Source organism: Nocardia sp. CDC153 (assembly GCF_035818515.1).
Classification (GTDB): domain Bacteria; phylum Actinomycetota; class Actinomycetes; order Mycobacteriales; family Mycobacteriaceae; genus Nocardia.
The window spans coordinates 439,529-460,370 of record NZ_JAYKYU010000003.1 but is presented as its reverse complement, the minus strand read 5'-3'; the positions used below and the strand labels follow the sequence as shown (position 1 = coordinate 460,370).

General features: G+C 69.7%; 11 protein-coding genes and 1 pseudogene. 8 read left to right on the top strand and 4 right to left on the bottom strand.

All coding sequences use genetic code 11. The features are described from left to right. Positions 1 to 11 precede the first annotated feature (11 nt). The 5 genes from VMT65_RS18785 to VMT65_RS18765 are packed head-to-tail and all read left to right on the top strand — an operon-like array spanning position 12 to position 13,124. The gene (locus VMT65_RS18785; protein WP_326309589.1) at positions 12 to 5,969 is read left to right on the top strand and encodes a non-ribosomal peptide synthetase; all 5,958 of its coding nucleotides are present in this window, start codon (positions 12 to 14) and stop codon (positions 5,967 to 5,969) included. 11 nt (positions 5,970 to 5,980) lie between these two features. After that, positions 5,981 to 10,552: a non-ribosomal peptide synthetase gene (locus VMT65_RS18780; protein ID WP_326309588.1), complete on the top strand. Its 4,572-nt coding sequence runs from the start codon at positions 5,981 to 5,983 to the stop codon at positions 10,550 to 10,552. 30 nt (positions 10,553 to 10,582) lie between these two features. Next, complete coding sequence (locus VMT65_RS18775; protein ID WP_326309587.1) at positions 10,583 to 11,569, top strand: ATP-binding cassette domain-containing protein; 987 nt, start codon at positions 10,583 to 10,585, stop codon at positions 11,567 to 11,569. Next, the gene (locus tag VMT65_RS18770) at positions 11,566 to 12,363 is read left to right on the top strand and encodes an ABC transporter permease (RefSeq protein ID WP_326309586.1); all 798 of its coding nucleotides are present in this window, start codon (positions 11,566 to 11,568) and stop codon (positions 12,361 to 12,363) included. The genes VMT65_RS18775 and VMT65_RS18770 overlap by 4 nt, the downstream gene beginning before the upstream one ends. Next, positions 12,360 to 13,124: an ABC transporter permease gene (locus VMT65_RS18765; protein WP_326309585.1), complete on the top strand. Its 765-nt coding sequence runs from the start codon at positions 12,360 to 12,362 to the stop codon at positions 13,122 to 13,124. Before VMT65_RS18770 ends, VMT65_RS18765 begins: the two co-directional genes overlap by 4 nt. Before the next feature lie 18 nt (positions 13,125 to 13,142). Here the strand turns inward: VMT65_RS18765 and VMT65_RS18760 are convergent, their stop codons facing one another. From VMT65_RS18760 to VMT65_RS18750, 3 genes and pseudogenes are all read right to left on the bottom strand, one after another. Continuing rightward, positions 13,143 to 15,290: an amylo-alpha-1,6-glucosidase gene (locus VMT65_RS18760; RefSeq protein WP_326309584.1), complete on the bottom strand. Its 2,148-nt coding sequence runs from the start codon at positions 15,288 to 15,290 to the stop codon at positions 13,143 to 13,145. A 259-nt stretch (positions 15,291 to 15,549) separates the two neighbouring features. Continuing rightward, positions 15,550 to 16,620, bottom strand: a pseudogene (locus VMT65_RS18755) (glycosyltransferase family 4 protein); the annotation flags it as partial. A 514-nt stretch (positions 16,621 to 17,134) separates the two neighbouring features. Then, on the bottom strand, positions 17,135 to 18,232 hold the full coding sequence (locus VMT65_RS18750) for an AMP-binding protein (RefSeq protein WP_326309583.1): 1,098 nt from the start codon (positions 18,230 to 18,232) through the stop codon (positions 17,135 to 17,137). Between the two features lie 189 nt (positions 18,233 to 18,421). Between VMT65_RS18750 and VMT65_RS18745 the strand changes: the two genes are divergently transcribed. The 3 genes from VMT65_RS18745 to VMT65_RS18735 all read left to right on the top strand — a co-directional run bounded on the left by VMT65_RS18745 (position 18,422) and on the right by VMT65_RS18735 (position 20,476). Continuing rightward, a complete protein-coding gene (locus VMT65_RS18745; protein WP_326309582.1) occupies positions 18,422 to 19,429 on the top strand; it encodes an ABC transporter substrate-binding protein in 1,008 nt (335 codons plus the stop codon). Positions 19,430 to 19,505: 76 nt separating this feature from the next. Next, positions 19,506 to 20,108 (top strand): Uma2 family endonuclease, encoded by a 603-nt coding sequence (locus VMT65_RS18740; protein ID WP_326309581.1) that lies wholly within the window; start codon positions 19,506 to 19,508, stop codon positions 20,106 to 20,108. 35 nt (positions 20,109 to 20,143) lie between these two features. Beyond that, positions 20,144 to 20,476, top strand: coding sequence for an MmcQ/YjbR family DNA-binding protein (locus VMT65_RS18735; protein WP_326309580.1), 333 nt, complete (start codon positions 20,144 to 20,146; stop codon positions 20,474 to 20,476). Between the two features lie 94 nt (positions 20,477 to 20,570). On the opposite strand, the gene VMT65_RS18730 is transcribed toward VMT65_RS18735, so the two are convergent. Further along, positions 20,571 to 20,744 (bottom strand): hypothetical protein, encoded by a 174-nt coding sequence (locus tag VMT65_RS18730; protein WP_326309578.1) that lies wholly within the window; start codon positions 20,742 to 20,744, stop codon positions 20,571 to 20,573. Positions 20,745 to 20,842: the final 98 nt, after the last annotated feature.

Genomic DNA, 20,842 nt, shown 5'->3' with positions numbered 1-20,842 from the left:
CGAGACGAGACATGGTCAACGATGCCGAGACCCTGCTGGCGCGACGCAAGGAGCTGCTACGCAGGCGGATAGCCGAGAGCGGCGTCGCCGCGGCGGCCGCCGCACCCGCCGCGGCCCCGCGCGCGACGGCGGGGGAGCGGCACCCGCTGTCGGATGGACAGCGGCGCATGTGGTTCCTCCAGGCCCGCGACCCGGGCGACACCACGCTCAATATCTGTGTGGCGTACCGGCTCTCGGGCGACCTGGACGGTGAGCGCCTGCACCGCGCGGTCCGCACCGTCGCCGATCGGCACGACATTCTGCGCACCACCTACGGTCTCGGCGAGGTCGGCGAGCCGTATCAGCTCGCGCACGCCGATCTCGCTCCCGGCTGGGCGACCCACGATCTGTCCGAACTCCCCGAGCCCAGCCGCGCCCGACGGCTGGAAGTGCTGGCGCGCAGGGAATTCGGCCGCGCCTTCGACCTTTCCGCCGAATCCCCGTTGCGGTTCGCGCTGGTCCGCCTCGCCGCCGACGAGTTCGCGCTGATCCTGGTAGCCCACCACATCTGCTGGGACGACGACTCCTGGGCCGTGTTCTTCGCGGAGGTGAACGCCGCCTACCGTGCGGCCGAACTCCCCACGCTGGCAGGGCAATTCGTGGACGTCGAGGTCTTCGGCACCGAAGCCGCCTCCGAGGCGGACCTCGACTACTGGCGCAATGCCCTGCGCCCGCTGCCCGACGCACTCGAACTGCCCGGCAAGAGCGGCGATTCCGGCTCCAACCAGGCTGGTCGCTCCGGCCAGGCGGAGCGTCGCACCCTCGCCCTCCCGGACGGCCTCCTGCCCCGCATCGATGCCTTCGCCCGCGAGCGTTCGGCGACGCCGTTCATGGTGCTGCTCGCCGCCTACGCGGCCGTCGTGCACCGCTACACCGCCGCCGCTGACTTCCTGGTCTCGGTACCGGTCACGGTGCGCCGCACCGCGATCGCCGAATCCCTCATCGGCTACTTCGGCAACACCCTGCTCCTGCGCGCCACCCCGACCCCGCGCGACAGCTTCGCCGCCTGCACCGACACCGTCCGCGACACCTGCCTGAACGGTTTCGCCCATCAGGGCGTCGGCATCGATCGCGTGGTGCGCGAGGCCAATCCGGACCGCCTCGGCGGCAAGGACGGCCTCGATCAACTGGTGCGCCTGGGCTTCAGCGTCCGCAAGAGCGCGGGCGGATTCGCCCTCGACGGTGTCGAGGCCAGCCTGCTCGAGCTCGGCAGCGCCGTCACTCAGCTGCCGCTGAGCCTGGCGGTCGTCCTCGAGCCGACGGGCGCGTACCTGGAGGCCGAGTACCAGATCGACCAGCTCGAGGGCGCACTCGTCGATCAACTGCTCGGCCACTACGTGCAACTGCTCGGCGCGGCGCTCGACGAACCGGACAGGCGCATCGGCGATCTCGACATCCTCGGTGCAGCAGGCGCCGCCCGTATTCTCGAGCTCTCCCACGGCGCGCTCGTCGAAACCCCGGCCGCCACCCTGGTCGACCTGTTCCAGGGCCGCGTCGCCGCCGCGCCCGAATCCATGGCCGTGATCGCCCCCGATTCGGCCGTGGAACTCACCTACGCCGACCTCGACCGCCGCGCGAATCGCCTGGCGCACTGGCTGATCGGCCAGGGCCTGGGCACCGAGGACCTGGTCGGCCTGCGCCTGTCCAATTCGGTGGAATTCGTGGTCGGCATGCTCGCCGTCCTCAAATCCGGCGCGGCCTACCTGCCCATCGATCCGGCCTACCCGGACGATCGCATCGACTACCTGGTTGCCGACGCCCGCCCCCGCATGGTGCTGGGCCGCGTGGAGCTCGACGCCGCCGAACTCTCGGCCGCCGACCTGCCCGACCACGCCCCGACCGACGCCGACCGCCAGCGCCCGCTGCGCCCCGGCAATCTGGCCTACGTCATCTACACCTCGGGCTCGACCGGCAAGCCGAAGGGCGTCCCGGTCCCGCACGGTGCGATCGCCGAACACCTGGACGGCTTCGTCGCCGAATGGGGCATGACCGCCGAAGACCGGCTGCTGCAGTCGTCCTCGGTGAGCTTCGACGCCTCGCTGCTCGACATCTTCGTCACCTTCACCGCGGGCGCGCGCCTGGTGGTGCCGAAACCCGATGCCTTCCGCGACATTCCGTATGTGGCCGAGGTCATCTCCCGCTGCGGCGTCACCGTCCTGCACATGGTGCCGTCCATGCTCAGCACCTTTCTGCTGCTGCCCGAGGTGAGCCAGTGGCGGGCCCTGCGGCACGTGCCCGTCGGCGGTGAGGCGCTGCCGGGCGAGGTGGCCGACAAGTTCGCGGGCATCTTCGACGCCGAACTGCGCAACCACTACGGGCCGACCGAGGCCGTGGTGTGCGCGACCCACCAGGACGTGCTGGGCCCGCAGGGCACCCGCATCGTCCCGATCGGCACCCCGAACCGGAACGTGTACGTCTACCTGCTCGACGAGGCGCTGCAGCTGGTGCCCGACGGTGTCGTGGGCGAAATCTATTTGGGCGGCGAGCAATTGGCGCGCGGCTATCTGAATCGCGCGGGACAAAGCGCCGAGCGTTTCGTGGCCGACCCGTTCGGCGGCCGCAGTGGACGGCCCGGCGGGCGGCTCTACCGCACCGGCGACCTGGCCCGCCGCAATGCCGACGGCGAGATCGAATTCGTGGGCCGCGCCGACGAACAGGTGAAGGTGCGCGGCTTCCGCATCGAACTCGGCGAGGTGGAGGCGGTGCTCGGCGCGCATCCGAGCGTGGGCCACTGCGTCGTCGTCGCCACCGAGGACCCGGCCGTCGGAGCCATGCTCGCTGCCTACGTGGTGCCCGCCGCGGGGGAGACCGTCGATCCCGAGCAGGTGCGCGCGCATGCCGCCGCGACGCTGCCGGAGTACATGGTCCCCGCCGCCGTGGCGGTCATCGACGAGATCCCGCTCACCGTGCACGGCAAGCTGGACAAGCGGGCCCTGCCCGCGCCCCGGCGCGAGATCGTCCGCACCTATCGGGAACCCGCCACCGACACCGAGATTCGGCTCGCCGCCCTGTTCGGGCAGCTCTTCGATCGCGACCGGGTCGGCGCGGACGACTCCTTCTTCGAACTGGGCGGGCACTCCCTGCTGGCGACCCGGCTGATCGTGCTGATCCACAGGGAATTCGGCGTCGAACTCGATGTCCGCGCCCCGTTCGACACCCCGACCGTGGCGGGCCTGGCCGCGCTCATCGAGAGCGCCCCGGCCGCCGAGGTGCGCGCCGAGACGCCGAGCCTGGCGAAACGCGCCCGGCCCGACCGGGTTCCGCTGTCGTTCTCGCAGCTGGCCATGTGGTTCCAGCGCAAGCTGGAGGGCCCGAGCTCGGTCGGCAATATCCCGTTCGCCATGCGCGTGGACGGGCCCCTGGACATCGCGGCGCTGACCGCGGCGTTGGGTGACGTGGTGGCCCGGCACGAGGCGCTGCGCACGGTCTTCCCCGAGGACGGTGGCGTGCCCTACCAGTCGGTGCTCCCGGCCGGTCCCATCGACGTGCTGGTCACCGTGCTCGACGATCCGGACCGCCTGCCCGACGAACTCGCCGAGGCCGCCGCCTACCGCTTCGCGGTGGAATCCGAACTCCTGGTGCGCCCCAAGGTCTTCGTGCTGGACCGGAATTCGCACGCCATCTCGCTGCTGGTGCATCACATGGTGGCCGACCACTGGTCCTTCCGCACCATCCTGGCCGACCTGGCCACCGCCTACCGCACCCGCATCGAATCCGGCAGCGCACCCGACTGGGAGCCCCTCGCCCTCGACTACGCCGACTTCGCGCTCTGGCAGCGCGAACTCGTGGCCGCCGACCAGGAGCGCATCGACTACTGGCGCGACACCCTCACCGGACTGCCCGACGAGATCAACCCGGCCCACGACCATCCGCGCCCGGCCGTCCTCGGCAAGAACGGCAGCATGACGGCATTCACCGTCCCGGCCGCACTGCGCCGCCGCTTGAAGGCGCTCGCCGAGGCCACAGGGGCTTCCGAGTTCATGCTCTACCAGGCCGCCGTCGCCACCCTGCTGCACAAACTCGGTGCGGGCGTGGACATTCCGCTGGGCACCCCGGTCGCGGGCCGCTCCTACCCGGTGGCCGCCGACCTGGTCGGCCTGCTCGCCAATATGGTGGTGCTGCGCAACGATCTCTCGGGCGATCCGACCCTGCGGACCGTGCTGGAACGCTCCCGCGCGGTCGCCCTGGGCGCGTACGCCAATCAGGACGTCCCCCTGGAACGCGTGGTCGAGGCGGTCAACCCGCCCCGCTCCCGTTCGCGAAACCCGTTGTTCCAGGCCATGATGCACTTCCGCGAGGAGGACTGGGCCGCGACCGGCGCGGGTTTGGGCGATGCCGAATTGTCGGTGCTCCCCATCGAATTCGACATCTCCCTGCTGGACCTGAGCATCAACTTCTTCGCCGATACCGATGGCGGTTTCGACGCCAGCGTCATCGTCAATACAGACCTGTACGAGGCGACCACCGGCACGCTGCTCGCCGAGCGCATGCTGCGCGTGCTGACCGCCTTCGCCGACGACCCCGACCTCGCGCTGAGCGAACTGGACGTGATGCCCGCCGAGGAGCGCCGAAAGGTACTGGAGCAGTGGAGCACCGGTCCGGCCGCCGAAGTCTCGGGATTCACCGCCCTATCCGACCGGATCCGCGCCATGCCCGCTGAGCGCCCGGCCATTCTGTGTGGCGACGAAGGTCTGACCTACGGGCAGCTTTCCGACGCTGTCGAGGTCGACGCCGTGGTCGCGCCTTCGGCGGGCCGCGAACTGGCCGTGGCGGTGACCCGGCTGCTCACAGCGCATTCCATCCCAGAGGTGGCAACAGGAGCCGAGGCGGGCGATGTCCGGCTGATCGCGGCGGCATGGGGAAGTCCCGCGTTCACCGCAGAACTGCTGTCGGCGCTCGCCTCGGGCGCGACGGCGATTGTCGCCGACGACGCGCAGAGCCAGGACCCGACGGCGCTGGTCGACTTGATCCTGCGACACGAGCCGACCCGTGTCGCCGCCGATCCCGGCACGCTGGCGCGCTTCGTGCACACCGGCGTGTCCATGCTCCCGTCGGTGCGTCACTGGGAGGTGCTCGGAACTACCTGGCCCGCAGCACTTCCCGATCTGCTGCCCGCCCTGTCGTCCGGTTCCACAGCGAGCTACGCGTATCTGGTGCCCGGATACCCGGGCGTGGTCGCGCGCGGCAGGCTGACCGATACGGCGACCGCCGTCCCCGCCGTCGGGGCGCGGGTGCTGGTTCTCGACGACCACCAGCGCCCGGTACCGCCGGGCGTGCCGGGCACGGTCCACGTGGCGGCGAACCATGAAGGGTCGACCGCCGCACAGGATCTGGTCGCCGACCCGGTCCACCCCGGCGCGGTCTTGCTGCGGACGAGGGACCGGGCGCGGTGGACCGTGGGCGGCGAGCTGGAGTTCGCAATCGAACGGGAGCGTCCCGCGCAGCGTGCGGCCACTACCGCGGGTGCTGGCGAATTCTCCAGTGCCGCAGCAGGTCAGGAGACCGAGCCGCAGTTGCGAGCCATTCTGGCCGAGCTGCTGGAGCTGGAGATCGACGAAGTGTCGGGCGAGGACAACTTCTTCGCGCTGGGCGGGGACAGCGTCATCTCCATTCAGTGGTCGGTGCGGGCCAACCAGATCGGGTTGCCGATGTCGCCGCAGCAGGTGTTCGAGTGCATGACCATCGCCGAATTGGCGACCGCCGTCGACGCGGCCGTGGCGGCGGGCGTGACCACGGCGGATATCGCTGCCGCGGCGGGTGCTTCGGCGTCCGAGATGACCGCCACCTTCGGCAGTCCGGCACCGGCGGAAACCCCTGCGCCGCAGTCGGTTCCCGCCACCGACGCCCACAGTCACGCGGCCATGAGTGTGTCCGGGCTGAACCAGGATGCCCTGGCCGCGCTCGGCGCGGCCTGGAAGGGCGCGCAGTGAGAGAGGACGCCATGACCGTCGACCGGTCCAAGCCCGCCGAGATCGAGGACGTGCTGGCGCTGAGTCCGCTTCAGGAGGGCCTGTTCTCGCTGGCCCGCCTGGCCGGGGACGGCGTCGACCTGTACACCATGCAGTTCGTCATCGATATCGGCGGACCCCTGGACGCGGTGGTGCTGCGGCGCAGTGTCGAGGCGCTGCTGGAACGGCACCCGAATCTGCGGGCCGCCTTCTGGGATCGCGATCTGCCCAAGCCGGTGCAGATCGTGCCCACCTGGGTGGATCTGCCCTGGGCCGAGATCGACGCCCGCCCGGAGGAATTCGACGCCATCGCCGCGGCCGACCGCGCCCGCGCCTTCGATCTGGGCAAGGGTCCGGTCCTGCGGGTCACGCTGGTGAATCTGCCCGGCGCGCGCCGCCGCATGATTCTCACGACCCACCACATCCTCATGGACGGCTGGGCCGTCGCGGTGTTCTTCCGCGAGCTCATCGCGGTCTACCAGGCCGGGGGAGTGGCCGACGCGCTGCCCGCCCCGCGCCCCTACCGCGACTACATCGGCTGGCTGGCCGCCCAGGACACCGCGGCCGCCACCCGAGCCTGGGCCGACTACCTGAGCCCGCTGTCCGGTCCGCTCATGCTCGCCGACGCCGGTGCGGCCGCGGTCGGCACGGTCATCCCGCAGCGCACCCGGCACTACCTCGACCCCGACGACACCGAGCGCCTCATCCGCTGGGCCCGCACCAACGGCCTCACCCTCGGCACCGCCGTCCAATTCGCCTGGGCCGTCGTGCTTTCCCGCCTGACCGACCGCCGCGACCTGGTGTACGGCACCACCATCTCCGGCCGCCCCGACTCCCTGCCCGGCGTCGAGACCATGATCGGCCTGTTCATCAACACCGTCCCGGCCCGCGTCCTCCTCGACCGCACCGCCACCATCCGCGAACAGTGCCGCACCCTGCAACGCGAGCAGGCCGCCATGCGCGACAACGGTTTCGTGAGCCTCTCGCACATTCAGCGCACCGCGGGCCACGGCCCCCTCTTCGACGTCCTGTTCGTCTTCGAGAACGCTCCCATCGGCGCGGCCACCGACCCTATGGTCACCGGCGACGGCACCCGCTTCCTGCCGGTGGCCATGGAAAGCCTTGTCCACTACCCTCTTTCGGTGGTCTCCCACCTCGAGGACAACCGCCTGGTGGTGGCCCTGGAAGCCATCCCCGAAGCCCTACCCCACCTCCCCATCCCCGACCTCGGCGCGCGCATCCTCGCGGTCCTGCGCCAACTCCCCGACCACGCCGACTCCACCCCGGACGCCCTCGATGTGCTGCTGCCCACCGAGCGGGCGGAGTTCACCGCCGCCTCGACCGATGAGGACACCGACAGCGTGGTGGACCTGTTCCTCCGACAGGTCGAAACCACGCCCGACGCAACGGCATTGAGCACCGCGACGGCGCACTACACCTATCGCGAGCTGCACGAGGCGGCCGGACGGCTGGCGACCGAACTCGCGGCGCGGGGCATCGCGCCGGAAACCGTGGTGGCCCTGGCGCTTCCCCGCTCCGCCGACTCGATCATCGCGATCCTGGCGACCCTCTACACGGGAGCCGCCTATGTCCCCGTGGATGTCTCGGCCCCGACCGCGCGCATCGCCTCGATCCTGCGGCAGGCGGCTCCGGCACTCGTGCTCACCACCGGTGCGACCGCGCCGCTGCTGCATGCCGCTGCCGACCTTCCGGAATTGGTCATAGACGATGCGGCGACGGCCGAACACATTGCCACCCAGCGGGTTTCACGGCCGCGCGCGGTGCATCGCGACAGTTGCGCGTATTTGATCTTCACGTCGGGTTCGACCGGTGAGCCGAAGGGTGTCATGGGCACCCGCGCGGCGCTGGCCAGCTACTTCGCCGACCATCGCGATCGCGTCTACGCGCCCGCGCGGACCCGACTGGGCCGGGCGCTGCGCATCGCGCACGCGTGGTCGCTGAGTTTCGACGCGTCGTGGCAGCCCATGATCGGATTGTTCGACGGGCATGCGGTGCACCTGTTCGACGAGACCGAGATGCGGGATGCGCAGGGGCTGGTCGAGGGAATCATCCGGCATCGGGTGGACATGATCGACACCTCGCCGTCGATGTTCGCGCAGCTCGCGGCGGCCGGTCTGGTGGATGGGGATCACCTCACCGTGCTCGCGCTCGGTGGTGAGGCGATCGGTCCGGCACTGTGGGAGCGGCTGCGGGCGCTGCCCGACACCGCCGTCTACAACTGCTACGGGCCGACCGAGACCACGGTGGAGGCGGTCGTCGCGACCGTGAACTCCGGTGGGTTGGAGGAGCTTTCGCAGGCGGGGTCGGTGCCGGTCATCGGGCGTCCGGTGGCTCGGATGGCGGGGTATGTGCTGGATTCGGCGCTGCGGCCGGTGCCGCGCGGTGTGGTCGGCGAGCTCTATCTGACCGGTGGGCAGCTGACCCGAGGCTACGTCGGGCGGGCGGCACAGACCGCGGATCGGTTCGTGGCGAATCCGTTCGGAGCGGGCAACCGCATGTATCGCACCGGAGATCTGGTGCGGCAGTTGCCCTCCGGTGAGATCGCCTATCTGGGGCGCGCCGACGATCAGGTGAAGATTCGCGGCTATCGCATCGAGATCGGGGATATCGAGTCGGCGCTGCTGCGGCTGCCCGGTGTGCGGGAGGCCGCCGTCGTGGTGGTCAACCGCCCGAGCGGACCCACGCTGGCCGGCTTCGCGGTGGCCGACGAGTCCGACGGAACCGCGTTGCGGGCACGACTTTCCGAGCAGCTGCCCGCGTACATGGTGCCCGCTCGCATCGAGCTGCTGCCCGCCCTGCCGGTCACCGGCAACGGCAAGCTCGACGTGCGCGCCCTCACCGCCGCCGGACTGTCCCTACTGGAGTCCTCGGGGCCGGGCACCGCGCCGCGCACCGATACCGAGCGCGCCCTCTGCGCGGCGTTCGCGTCGGTGCTGGGCGGTCGGACCATCGGTATCGACGACGACTTCCTCGCGCTGGGCATCGACAGCATTGTCGCCATCGCGCTGGTGGACAAGGCGCGACGGGCGGGGCTGCCGGTCAGCCCGGCCATGGTGCTGGCCACGCCGACCGTGCGCGATCTGGCGGCCGCGGTGGATGCCGAGACGGCCCGGCGGGATTCGGCGGACACGGTCGCGGGTCCCGAGTACGGGGAGGTGCCCGCCACGCCGATCATGCGGTGGATGGCCGAGTTCGGCGGCTACCGCCGTCTCACCCTGTCCACCCTGGTCACGCTCCCGACCGGAATCGACACCGCGCGACTGGAAACCGTCCTGCAAGCCCTGATCGACGGCCACGAGATGCTGCGCGCTCGACTCGACCACTCCGAGTCCGGCCCGGTCCTGGTGACCCGGGAGCCCGGCGCGGTGTGCGCCGCCGATCTGCTCACCGAGGTCACCGTCGACGGCGATCTGGGCGCGGCCCTGGAGGTCCGCTCCCGCGCGGCCATCGACCGCATCGACCCGGAGGCGGGGATCATGCTGCAGGCGGTGCGATTCCGCCGCCCCGCGGGCGATGTGCTGCTGCTGACGATCCACCACCTCGCCGTCGACCCGGTGTCCTGGCACATCGTTCTCGGCGATCTGGCCGACGCCTGGCAGCGGGTGGAAGCCGGTGAGACACCGTGTGTCACAGCGGAATACACGTCCTATAGGCGCTGGAGCCAACTGCTGTCCGACCGTGCCCCCGGTCGGGATGTGCAGTCCCAGCGCGAGTTCTGGGCCACCCAGCTGGCGGGCGGTGACGCCCCGCTCGGCCGCCGCCGGCCCGATCCGCGCACCGACACCTGGGACTCCTACCGGATCACCCCGGCGTTCACCGACGCCATCGCGACCAGGGACCTGCTCGCCGTCGCCGCCCAGGGTGACCGATCCGCGGGCTTGCGCGAATTGCTGCTCACCGCACTGGTGCTCACGCTCGACACCTGGCGGTCCGACCGTGGTCAGGACACCTCGGCGGGTGCCCTGGTCGCCTTGGAGGGGCACGGCCGCGAGGACGCGCGGGTGTCGCCCGAGGCCGACACCTCCCGCACCGTCGGCTGGTTCACCAGCGTCTATCCGCTGCGGCTGGCCGCCGGTACCGGCATCGACGTGAATCGTGCCGAAGCCGACCCGGCCGCCGCGGCGGTGCTGTTGGAAACCGTTGCGGCACAGGCGCACATGGTGCCGAACAAGGGCCTCGACTATGGCTCCCTGCGCTACGGCGGCACCGCTCCGGAACTCTCGGCCGACGCCGAACCGCAGGTGCTCTTCGACTATCTGGGCCGCATGGACCTGACCGCCGGAACCGACGGCCCCTTCGCTCCCGTCACGGACCTGGCCCTGCACCAACGGCTTCCGATCGCACCCGAACCGGACATGCCGCTGCGCTACGCCCTCGACCTGATCGCGGCCATTTACCCCGGCGCGGAAGGTCCGCAGCTGGTCACGCTCTTCCGGTGGAGCGCTGAGCTTTTCGAGGAACAGGACATCGAACGCCTCGGTGAGATCTGGCAGCGGGCGGTCGCCGCGCTGACCGTCGCGAGCGCCGCGCTCAGCCCTGCCTAGACCGCTCAGCCCCACCTAGACCTGTAACGAATGAATACCAGGATGGAGAACCCGGTGTCGCAATCCACCACGGACGCGGCCATTGTCGTCGAATCCGTCGAGAAGTCCTTCGGCGCGGTCCACGCCCTGCGCGGTATCAGCTTCAGCGCGCCCACGGGCAGCGTGCTCGGCGTGCTCGGCCCGAACGGCGCGGGCAAGACCACCACCGTCTCGGTCCTGTCCACCCTGGTCCGCCCCGATGCGGGCCGCGCGCTGGTGGCCGGGCACGATGTGGTCCGCGAGGCCGACGCGGTCCGCGCCTCGATCATGCTGACCGGCCAATACGCGGCCCTGGACGAAGTACTCACCGGCCGCGAGAATCTGGTCCTGTTCGCCCGCCTCATGGGCCTGCGCACCAAGCAGGCTCGACATCGCGCGGACGAACTCCTGGAACGCTTCGACCTCACGGCCGCCGCCGACCGCCGCGTCGGCCAGTACTCCGGCGGCATGCGCCGCCGCATCGATATCGCCTGCGGCCTGGTCCGCCTGCCCAAGGTGGTCTTCCTCGACGAACCCACCACCGGCCTCGACCCCGTCAGCCGCCAAAGCCTCTGGTCGCTGGTCCGCGAACTCAAACAGCAGGGCGTCACCATCCTGCTGACCACCCAATACCTCGAGGAAGCGGATGCCCTGAGCGACAACATCATCGTCGTCGACAAGGGCACCGTCATCGCCGAGGGCACCGCCGACCAACTCAAGGCCCGCTCCGGAGCCAGCTACTGCGAGGTAGTCCCGGTCGAACCCTCCGACGTCCCCGCCATCGTGACCGCCCTCCAGGGCCTCGGCGACATCACGGTCGCCGAATCCGCCGACCGCGTCGCCCTCCCCGCCCCGAACGGCGCAACCACCCTCGCCGAGGTCCTGAACCGCGTGACCGCCGCCGACATCGCGCTCATCGACATCGCCCTGCGCCGCCCCTCCCTCGACGAGGTCTTCATCGAGCTGACCCGCCCCCAACCGGCGGGAGCCTCCGCATGAGCGACGACACCAATCGCGCGGCGCTATCGGTGGCGGAGGAATTCCGCGTACCGGCGCATCTGCAGTGGAAAGCATTGAGCGGCCGCACGATTCGGGCGGCGGTGCGGGACGGTGATCTGCCGTTCGGGTTCGCCGCGCCGATGATCTTCTTTCTGTGCTTCTATGTGCCGCTGCGGCGGTCGATGGAGGCGGGCGGGCTCGATTACGCGCAGTATCTGCTGCCCGTGATCGTGTTGCAGGGGATGTTCTTCACCGCCATGTCGGCCGGGGATCGGGCGGCGCGAGACACGTTCAGCGGCATGGGGACTCGGCTGCGGTCGATGCCGGTGCGGCCGTGGGTGCCCATGGCCGCCCGCATGTCGGCGAATCTGGTGCGGGCGGTGGTTGCCATCGCGGGTGCGCTGGTGATCGGGTACGTGTTCGGATTCCGGTTCCACGATCCGGCGGGTGCGCTCGGATTCGCGCTGCTGGCCTTGGCTTTCGCCGCCGCGGTCGTGATCGGCGCGGACACCCTCGGCGTCGCCACCGGCAAGCCCGAGATCGGCGCGTCCGCGCTGCTCGCGCCCCAGCTGCTGCTGATCATGATGTCCACCGGATTCGTACCGGCCCAGGCCTTCCCGGGCTGGATCCAGCCCTTCGTCCGCAATCAGCCCGTCTCCCAGGCGGCCGCCGCGCTGCGTGGCCTCGCGGATGGCGAATTCCCTGCGGCCGTGGCCATTTCGGCGGTGTGGTGCGCCGCCCTGATCGTGGCCTTCGCCGCCCTGTCCGTACTCGTGGAAAGGCGACGCCCGTGAAGACCCTGCTGGATCAGACGCTGGTCGAAGCCGGTCGCCTCATGCGCCGCTGGCCGCGCGAACAGGAGGTCCTGACCAGCACCCTCATCCTGCCCGTCCTGCTGCTGCTCATGTATGAGCTGGTGCTGGACAAGGTCCTGACGAATACCTCTGGCGCGGCGGCGATTTACGGCTTCGTCCCCATGATCGCCATCACCGGTGCGATGTACGGGGCCATGGGCACCGGCCTGTCCCTGCACGCCGAACGGCAGAGCGGCCTGCTGCGCCGCTTCTGGGTCCTGCCCGTCCACCGCTCGGCGGGCCTGTTCGGGCGACTGCTCGCCGAATGCGGCCGCACCCTGACCGGAACCGTCGTCATCGTCGCCCTCGGCGTGGCGCTGGGACTGCGCTTCCATCAAGGGTTCTGGGGCGCGATCGGATCCATCCTGATCCCGGTCCTGCTCATCCCCGGCTTCGCCACCATGGTCATCACCGTCGGCGTCGGCCGCCTGGGCGACAAGGTCGTGCAACTCTTCGCCGCCATCACCTTGCTCGGCATGTTCTTCAACTCCGGCTTCGTGCCCGTGGAGAACTACCCGGGCTGGTTGCAGCCGGTGGTCCGCGCCCAGCCCATGAGCTGCGCCATCGAGGCCATGCGCAACCTCACGCTCGGCGGCCCGATCGCCACCCCGATCCTGCAGACTCTCGCCTGGTCCGCCGGTCTCGCAGCCGTTTTCGGCGCACTGGCCGTCCGCGGCATCCGCTCCGCCGCCCAGAGCTGATGCCGCGGCCCGCCCGGATCAGTGCGTGACCAGCCGCCAATCGTCGGGCAGATTGGTGGCCGTGACGTGGTCACCCTCCACTGCGATATCGACCACCGCCCCGCCGAGCCGCAGATCGGTCAGCTCGATCCGGCCCCACCGCGCGGGCAGATGCGGCAGCACGGTCAGGGTGCGGTGCGGGACATCGGGATCCAAGCCCAGGAACGAGCGCACCAGCAGCAGCGGGGCCGCGCTCGCCCACGCCTGCGGGGAGCAGGAGGTCGGGTAGGGGACCGGGGCGGAGAACTTGGATCGTGGGAAGCCGCAATACAATTCGGGCAGTCGTCCCCCGAACGCCGCCGCGGCGTCGAGGAGTCCGTCGGACAGGCGGTAGGCCAGATCGAGGGCCCCGGGAATGTGGCGGTAGCGCAGCAGACCCGCGACGGCGATCGCGGTGTCGTGCGGCCAGACCGAACCATTGTGGTAGCTCATCGGGTTGTACGCGCCCATGCTGGAAGCCAGTGTGCGCAAACCGAATCCGGTGTTCATCTCCGCGGAGGCGAGCTTGCCGATGACGGCGGCGGCATGCTCGTCGGTGACGATGCCCGACCACAGGCAGTGCCCGATATTGCTGGTGAGCGCGTCCAGGCGGCGCTTGTTGCCGTCCAAAGCCACGGCGAACCAGCCCTTTTCGGGCAGCCAGAAGGCCTCGGCGAACTTGGTGCGCAATTCCGCCGCCCGATCCCGCAGATGCCCGGCCGTCGTGGTGTCCCCGAACTCCTCGGCCAGATCCGCCCGCGCCTGCAGCGCGGCGTACACGTACCCCTGCACCTCGCACAGCGCGATCGGCGGTTCCGGCAGCCGCCCGAGTGCGTCGTTGATGCCGTCGAAGCTGTCCTTCCAGCCCTGATTGATCAGGCCGCGATCGGTGGCGCGCTGATACTCCACGAACCCGTCCCCGTCGCGGTCCCCGTAGTCGGCGATCCAGGCCAGCGCCGCATCGGCGGCGGGCAGCAGCGCGTGCACCGACTCGCTGTCCGCGCCCCACCGGCGCGCCTGCGCCAGCAGCATGACGAAAAGCGGTGTGGCGTCGATGGTTCCGTAATACGTCTCCCCGCCCAGCACCGCGCCGCTGGCGGGCCCGCGCCGCATCTCGTGCATGATGCGGCCCGGCTCCTCCTCGGTCATGGGATCCACCCGTTTGCCCTGCATCTCGGCCAACTGCTGCAGCGTGCCCACCGCCAGCCCGACATCCAACGGCAGCGCCATCCATGCCGTGAGCAGCGAGTCGCGCCCGAACAGGGTCATGAACCAGGGCGCACCGGCCGCCACGAACGGGCGGCCGCCACGCGAATCGTCGTGGATCTGCAAAGCGCCCAAATCGCTTTCGGTGCGTTCGAGCACCCAGGTCAGCTGCGGATCCGCCGCGGTGATCTTGGTGGCGGTATCCCGCCAGGCCGCGATCTTGCGACCCGGCTCGCTGGACTCGTAGTGCTCACCCGGCCGCATCGGCGAGTGAATCGGCTGATTGCCCATGGTGGGCTGGCACACCAGCTCGGTGCGCCAGCGCCCGCCCGCGGGCACCACCGCCCGCCACGACAGCGAGCCCGGCAGCACCAGCGGCGTTTCCGACGACGACACCGCCAATCCCCGGGCGCGGTCGGAGCGGTCGTTGAGCAGCAGCTCCACATCCGCCACGATCACCTCGGCGCGGGCGTTGCCGCCGCGGCCCTCCTTGACCGCGAACAGGTCCACGAAATCCGCGTCCACATGCAGTTGCAGGTCCACGGCGGTGGTCTCGCGGCCCAGGTTCTCGACCGTGATGGTCTCCCGGAGCCCGTCGGCCACCAGCCGCTCCCGCACAATCAAAACCGTACTGTCAGCTGCGCCGGCCCGGGGGGACCGGCGCAATATGAACCGGGCGGTGAACGCCTCCGGACTCAAAACCGACAGCGGCTCCGGCCGCTGCCCATCCAACCGCAACTCCCAGCGCGACAGCACCCGCGCGTCCCGGAAGAACAGGCCGTAGGCCGTCCCCTGCTCGATATCGCCCAGGTGGTCGGACAGGCAGAACGTGCTGCCCTCCACCAGGGTCACGGCGGCCCCGGTCCAACCGCCCACACTGGGCTCACCGGCATTCAACGCGTTCGGAACGCCGGTGGCCGAGCTCGGAGTGTCACTGTTCATGTAGACCCTTTCGCCGGGGCACGCGCCGCCGCCGCGGCGGCGCCTTCGGAGTGGAACCGCTGTCGGACACAGGTTTACGGCCCGGCGTCAGCTCGCCGCCGGTCAAGGCGTCTGGATGCCCGGTATGCGAGGTGCCGCGGCCGGTCAGGGTGGACGCCGTCGCGCGGCCGGGACCGGTGCCCGCCGCCCGCGCGGGAATCGCGGTCGTGTTCTGGTGCGCCGGAGCCGATCCCCAGGTGTGAATGGTGATCCGCGCGGTGCGCCGCGGCCGGTGCTCGCGCACCACCTTTCGATAGATCTCCTCGTAGCCGCGGCCCAGGGTGTCGGCCCCGAAATGCGCGGCCACATGCTCGCGCATCTTGTACGGGTCGTAGTCGCGCACCTCGGCGATGGCCTCGGGCAGCTCGCTCGGATCGTCGCAGACGCGACCGGTCACACCGTCCACGATCACCTCGGCGACGGCGCCGCCGCGCAACGCCACCACCGGCGTCCCGCACACCATCGCCTCGATCATGACCATGCCGAACGGTTCCTCCCATCGCACCGGGAACACCAGACATCGCGCCTTGGACAGCAATTCGCGTTTGGCCGCGGCATCGGCCATTCCGAACATGTGATCGCGTTCGGTGAGCAAGGGCCGGACCGCACTCTCGAAATAGCGCACCTCGGGCGGCTCGGCGCACTTGCCCGCCAAGACCAACGGGAGACCCGCCGCGTGCGCGGCCTCCAACGCCAGGTGCGGGGCCTTGGTCTCGGTGAACCGGCCCAGGAACAGAGCGTAGTCCTCCTTCTCCGTGCGGAAGGGCCAATCCTCCACCCGCAGGGCGTTGTGAACACGGCCCGCCCAGTGCAGGTCCGGGGCCAGGGCGCGCTGGCGGTCGCTGATCGCCACCAGGTGGGCGTCCTCGCCGAGTTCGCGGTAGTACATGTAGGGATCGCCGTCGACCGGGCCGTGCACGGTCACCACGGTCGGCAGGCCGAGGTCACGGTAGACCGGCATATTGAGCGGGCCCGCGAAGGTGTGGTCGTGGACCAGGTCCAGCCCCTCGGTCGCGGCCAGCTGCTCCAGGGCGCGCCGCGCCTTGAGGGCGTGCACCACCTCCGGGAACGGATCGCCGAGGCGCTCGGATTGCGCGCGGTCCCACAGCGATTGGAACTCGCCCTTGGTGCCGTTGACACCCGCGCCGAGCAGTGTCACGCGGTGTCCGCGCTCCACCAGTGCATCCACCAGGTCGGCCACCACGGCCTCGACCCCGCCGTAGGCCTTCGGCGGAATGTCGAAGTACGGCGGCACCACCATCGCGATGCGTAGGCGGTCGGGCTCGACCATTGGGAATTCGACTGCGGCATTTGCCGGAACGGGCATTGGGAATTGCGCGCTCATCACGCCCCTCCTTCCAGGGACACAACCGTCGACGCCCGGATACTGGGACGCCGACCCTGGCCGAGGTCGAAGGAGATCGAACAGCGCTGGTGCCGCGCGACATCGGCTCGGCTCACACGCACCCGGGAGTCTGGGGGTGTGTGGTGAGTCGAGCGGAGGTCCTCAGCACGCTCCGAGTTGAACGCCTGGTGATCGTCGCGCCGACCGGTGCCCGGGCCGGGTGTGGGAATGAACGATCGGCGTGGACGACTCCAGCACCGGTGGTGAGGTCGTCACCGTCGGTTGGTCACGGTGACACCAAGGCCCGTTGGCACCCCGAGGCGTCGTCGCTCTCGGCGGCCAATTGGGTGATTCCACAATATCGCCGAAATTCACGCGAATAGGGCGGTTCGAGGTGTTCGGGGGTTTCTTCCCACAAAGTTCGATGCGAAGCTTGCAAATCGGAGGTTCGGAAACCGTTTCAGGCGGCGGCGTACCCGTCGGTACCGGAAAAATTCGATTCAACGGACCGGTCGGTCGAATCGGAAGGTTGTGCGGGAGCGGCGGATTCGATCATGTCGAGCACCAGCCAGCCCTCGGCGGTCCAGCCTCCGTGCACCTCGGTGCGCACCAGACGACCGCCCGGCACGAACGGGTCGTCGACGAAGCCGTCTGCGAGACCGTCCAGTTCGAGCGCCAGGGCCGAGCCGCCGGCGTACACCCGACCGGACCGACCGGGTGGTACCAGGCGCAGCGACTCGTCGAGCACCAGCAACCGCGCACCCGGGATGGGACGCACGCGACCCGATCCGTCAAGGGGGCCACGCGCCGCCACACCCGCGTATTCCGGTGTGGTGTAGGCGAATCCGGCGCAGGAACCGGGGGCCAGCTCGCGCAGCAGGGTCGAAAGCGCTGCCGGGCAGTCGTTTCCGAAGACATCCCAGCGCCGCACGGTCGGCAGCGCGGGGGAGGGCAGGTAGGCCAGGCCCGCGAGCGTGCCCGCGTCGGCGACCACGTGGGTCGGGGCGGACAGGGCGATGAGCTCGGCCAGCGCGGTCGCGTCCGCCCGCTGGGCGGCGGTGGCCAGCACCAGGGTCGCACCGTCGGCGAGCGCGGCCAGCAGTTCCACGGCGGCGTCGGTGGTGTCCCACCGGGTGGCGAGCAGGCGCACGTCGGGGGAGCCGTAGGCCCGGTCGATCGAGCAGGCGCGCTGATCGGCGGCCACCGCGCGGCGGTCATCGGCCGCCGCGGCCACCGCGACCGGCTTCATCCCCGTGCCCCGCGGACCCAATCCGGCCAGTACCGCGCCGAATTCGGCGGCCGCGGCGATATCGCAGAGCACCCGGGCCAGATCGTCGAGGGTGGGTCCGGCGGTTCCGGTGACGCCGCCGTCGAGACGTTCGTAGAGTTCGGCGTAGGTGAGGATGTGGCCACCGCAGCGCACCGCGGTCCGCAGCGACGGCACGCGGCGACCGCATTCGATGAGCATGGAGACCGACGGCACGTCGTACAGTTCGACGCCGTTGGCCCATTCGTCCACGAGCCGGTGACGCTCGACGGCGGACAAGATTTCCGGCACCGCACGCTCCATCGTTCCAAACCCCCGGATTTCAACTTATGCAACCCTAACCTAATCGACCGAGAGCACGATAGGCCACCCCGATCGGGATCGAATCGGCGACAGCCGTCCCCAACCTCGCGTGAAATTAGGCTAGGCTCACCTTCCGCTCGGCCGAACGGGCGGGCATCGGCAGACAGGAGAGTCACGATGAAGTCGGCGTTCCCGGTGTCCGGACCAGCGCGTGACGGACGATCCCGAACCCTGCGGGCCGCCGTCGCGGCGCTCGTCGGGGTGCTCGCGATCGGCCTGTCGGCCTGCGGCGCGAAGAGCGACGACACCTCGGCGGGCGGCGGCGAACCCGTCACCATCACGCACGCGCTCGGCCAGACCACCGTGACCGGCACGCCGAAAAGGATCGTGGCCCTGGGCAATCAGTGGCTCGACACCACCCAGGCCCTCGGCGTCACCCCGGTCGGCTACATCGACAACATCGCGGTCCTCAGCAAGGGCGCGCCGCCCTGGGAGCCCGCGGCCCTGTCCGGCTCGAAGGCCCTGCAGACCACCGGCAACCTCGCCGAACAGGTCGCCGCCCTCGATCCGGACCTCATCCTGGCCGACCCGTTCATCGCCGACGCCAAAACCTACGGCGATCTCTCCAAGGTGGCCCCCACCCTCCCCGCCCTCGGCAAGGAAACCATCACCCCTTGGCCCGACCAGGTCCGCGCCCTCGGCCAGGTCCTCCACAAATCCGAGGCAGCCGACAAACTCATCGCCGACCTCAATGGCCGCATCGACACCATCGCCCACGACAACCCCGGCCTGAAGGGCAAGACCTTCACCAGCTCCTGGCTCGCGGGCCCCTCCCAACTCATGGTCCTCACCGACCCCAACGACGGCTCCAGCCGCCTGTTCACCCAACTCGGCATGACCATCCCCCCGGCCCTGGTGGCCCAGGGCGGCACCGGCGGCCGCCTGGCCCTCTCCCCGGAACGCCTCGACGAGCTGACCGCCGACCTCCTCCTCGCCGGCTACTCCCCGGGCATGGACGAGAAGTACCGAGCCCTCCCAGGTTTCCCCGACCTCCCCGCCGTCAAGAAGAACGCCACCGTTTTCCTCACAGTCCAAGAAATCAGCGCCATCAACCAACCCACCCCCCTCTCCCTGCCCTACCTCCTCGACAAACTAACTCCCGCTTTCACCAACGCCGCCAAATAGCTCCGGGCGGAGCGGTTATGCTCCAAGGAAAGTGCCCACAATGTGGGCACACGGCTCGCGACGTCGAGGAGGAGCTGTGAGCGCTGCGCTCGATTCCGATCCGACGTTCGGCCGCGGCCCCTACACTCCGGATGATCTGCACAACAGCCCGGAAGAGGGGAAGGGCTACGAGCTGTGGAATGGGTGGCTGATCGAGAAGATGTCGCCGTCGGGGCGTCACAATCGGATGGGGCGGGGACTGCGGCGACTGTTCGCCGATGCTGCCCAGCGTGCTGGCGCTGACGTCTTCGTCGACGGCGGTGAGTACGAGTTCCAATTCCCTACTGCCGTCCGTAAACCCGATGCCTTCATTCTCGAGGGTGCCGCCGAACGCGAGCTAGCCGACTCCGATGGCCTCTACCTCAATCCCTCCGATCTGTACCTGGTGGCCGAAGTTGTTTCACGCCGAAGCGGCAGCGAGGCGCACGATCGAAAGGTCAAGCGTGAGGAGTACGCCGCCGCCGGAATCCCGCAGTACTGGATCGTTGACTTCCGCCCTGCCCTGACGATCCAGGTGCTCAACCTGGAGAACGGCCACTACGTCGACGGCCCGCGCGTCACCGGCGACGAACTCCTCGTCGTGGAACAACCTTTCGAGATCTCGGTAACCCCGGAAACCGTGTATCTCCTCGGCCGCTGACTGATTCGTCATACCCAACTGAGATGATCCATCGCATGACGACCGGGGATGATGTTCGGGCCGTGGCACTTTCACTGGCCCGCACCAAAGAGGGCTTCGAGTGGCAGATGCCCACCTTCCGCGTAGCGGGCAAGCTCTTCCTAACCCTGCCCGAGAACGAAACCTCGATGGCCGTCCGCTGCCCGATCGCCGACCGCGACGAGCTGGTCCAGGCCGAGCCGGACAAGTTTTGGATCGCGCCGCACGAGGCGATGAACGCGTGGGTGCGGGTTCGGCTGGCGGCCCTGGACGACCTCGAGGAGTTGGAGGCGATCGTGACGGACTCCTGGCGGCAGGCCGCACCCAAGGAACTGACGGAGTCCAACTGACGATTGCCGCATTCACCCTGCGGGTCACAGGTCATGACGAATACCGGTCATGGGATTGATCCCGGGGCCGAAATCCATTGGGTCGGTTGGCCGGTCACGGCTCCCAGGAACAGAGTGGCCGTGGCCGATAGTTCTTCTTGTCGAGTAGATAGTCGAAGTCACCGCGTTCGGCCATCGCAACCAGTTCCGCGAGCGCCTTGGCCCGTCGGGTCTTGGTCGCGGCCTCCGCAAGCGGAAACTCGCCGAACAACTCGTCGCCGCTTGGCACACACCTCGAGGATTGATCCCCGTCAGGGGTCCAATTCGGCTGACAAGCCCCTACAACGCGCCGAAGGCCCCCGCCGGGACGGATCTCGGTGGGGGCCT

Bases quoted from the DNA above. Each gene is read 5' to 3' on its own strand.
- VMT65_RS18785 (WP_326309589.1), top strand. From the start codon at position 12: ATGGTCAACGATGCCGAGACCCTGCTGGCGCGACGCAAGGAGCTGCTA.
- VMT65_RS18780 (WP_326309588.1), top strand. From the start codon at position 5,981: ATGACCGTCGACCGGTCCAAGCCCGCCGAGATCGAGGACGTGCTGGCG.
- VMT65_RS18775 (WP_326309587.1), top strand. From the start codon at position 10,583: ATGAATACCAGGATGGAGAACCCGGTGTCGCAATCCACCACGGACGCG.
- VMT65_RS18770 (WP_326309586.1), top strand. From the start codon at position 11,566: ATGAGCGACGACACCAATCGCGCGGCGCTATCGGTGGCGGAGGAATTC.
- VMT65_RS18760 (WP_326309584.1), bottom strand. From the start codon at position 15,290: ATGAACAGTGACACTCCGAGCTCGGCCACCGGCGTTCCGAACGCGTTG.
- VMT65_RS18745 (WP_326309582.1), top strand. From the start codon at position 18,422: ATGAAGTCGGCGTTCCCGGTGTCCGGACCAGCGCGTGACGGACGATCC.
- VMT65_RS18735 (WP_326309580.1), top strand. From the start codon at position 20,144: ATGACGACCGGGGATGATGTTCGGGCCGTGGCACTTTCACTGGCCCGC.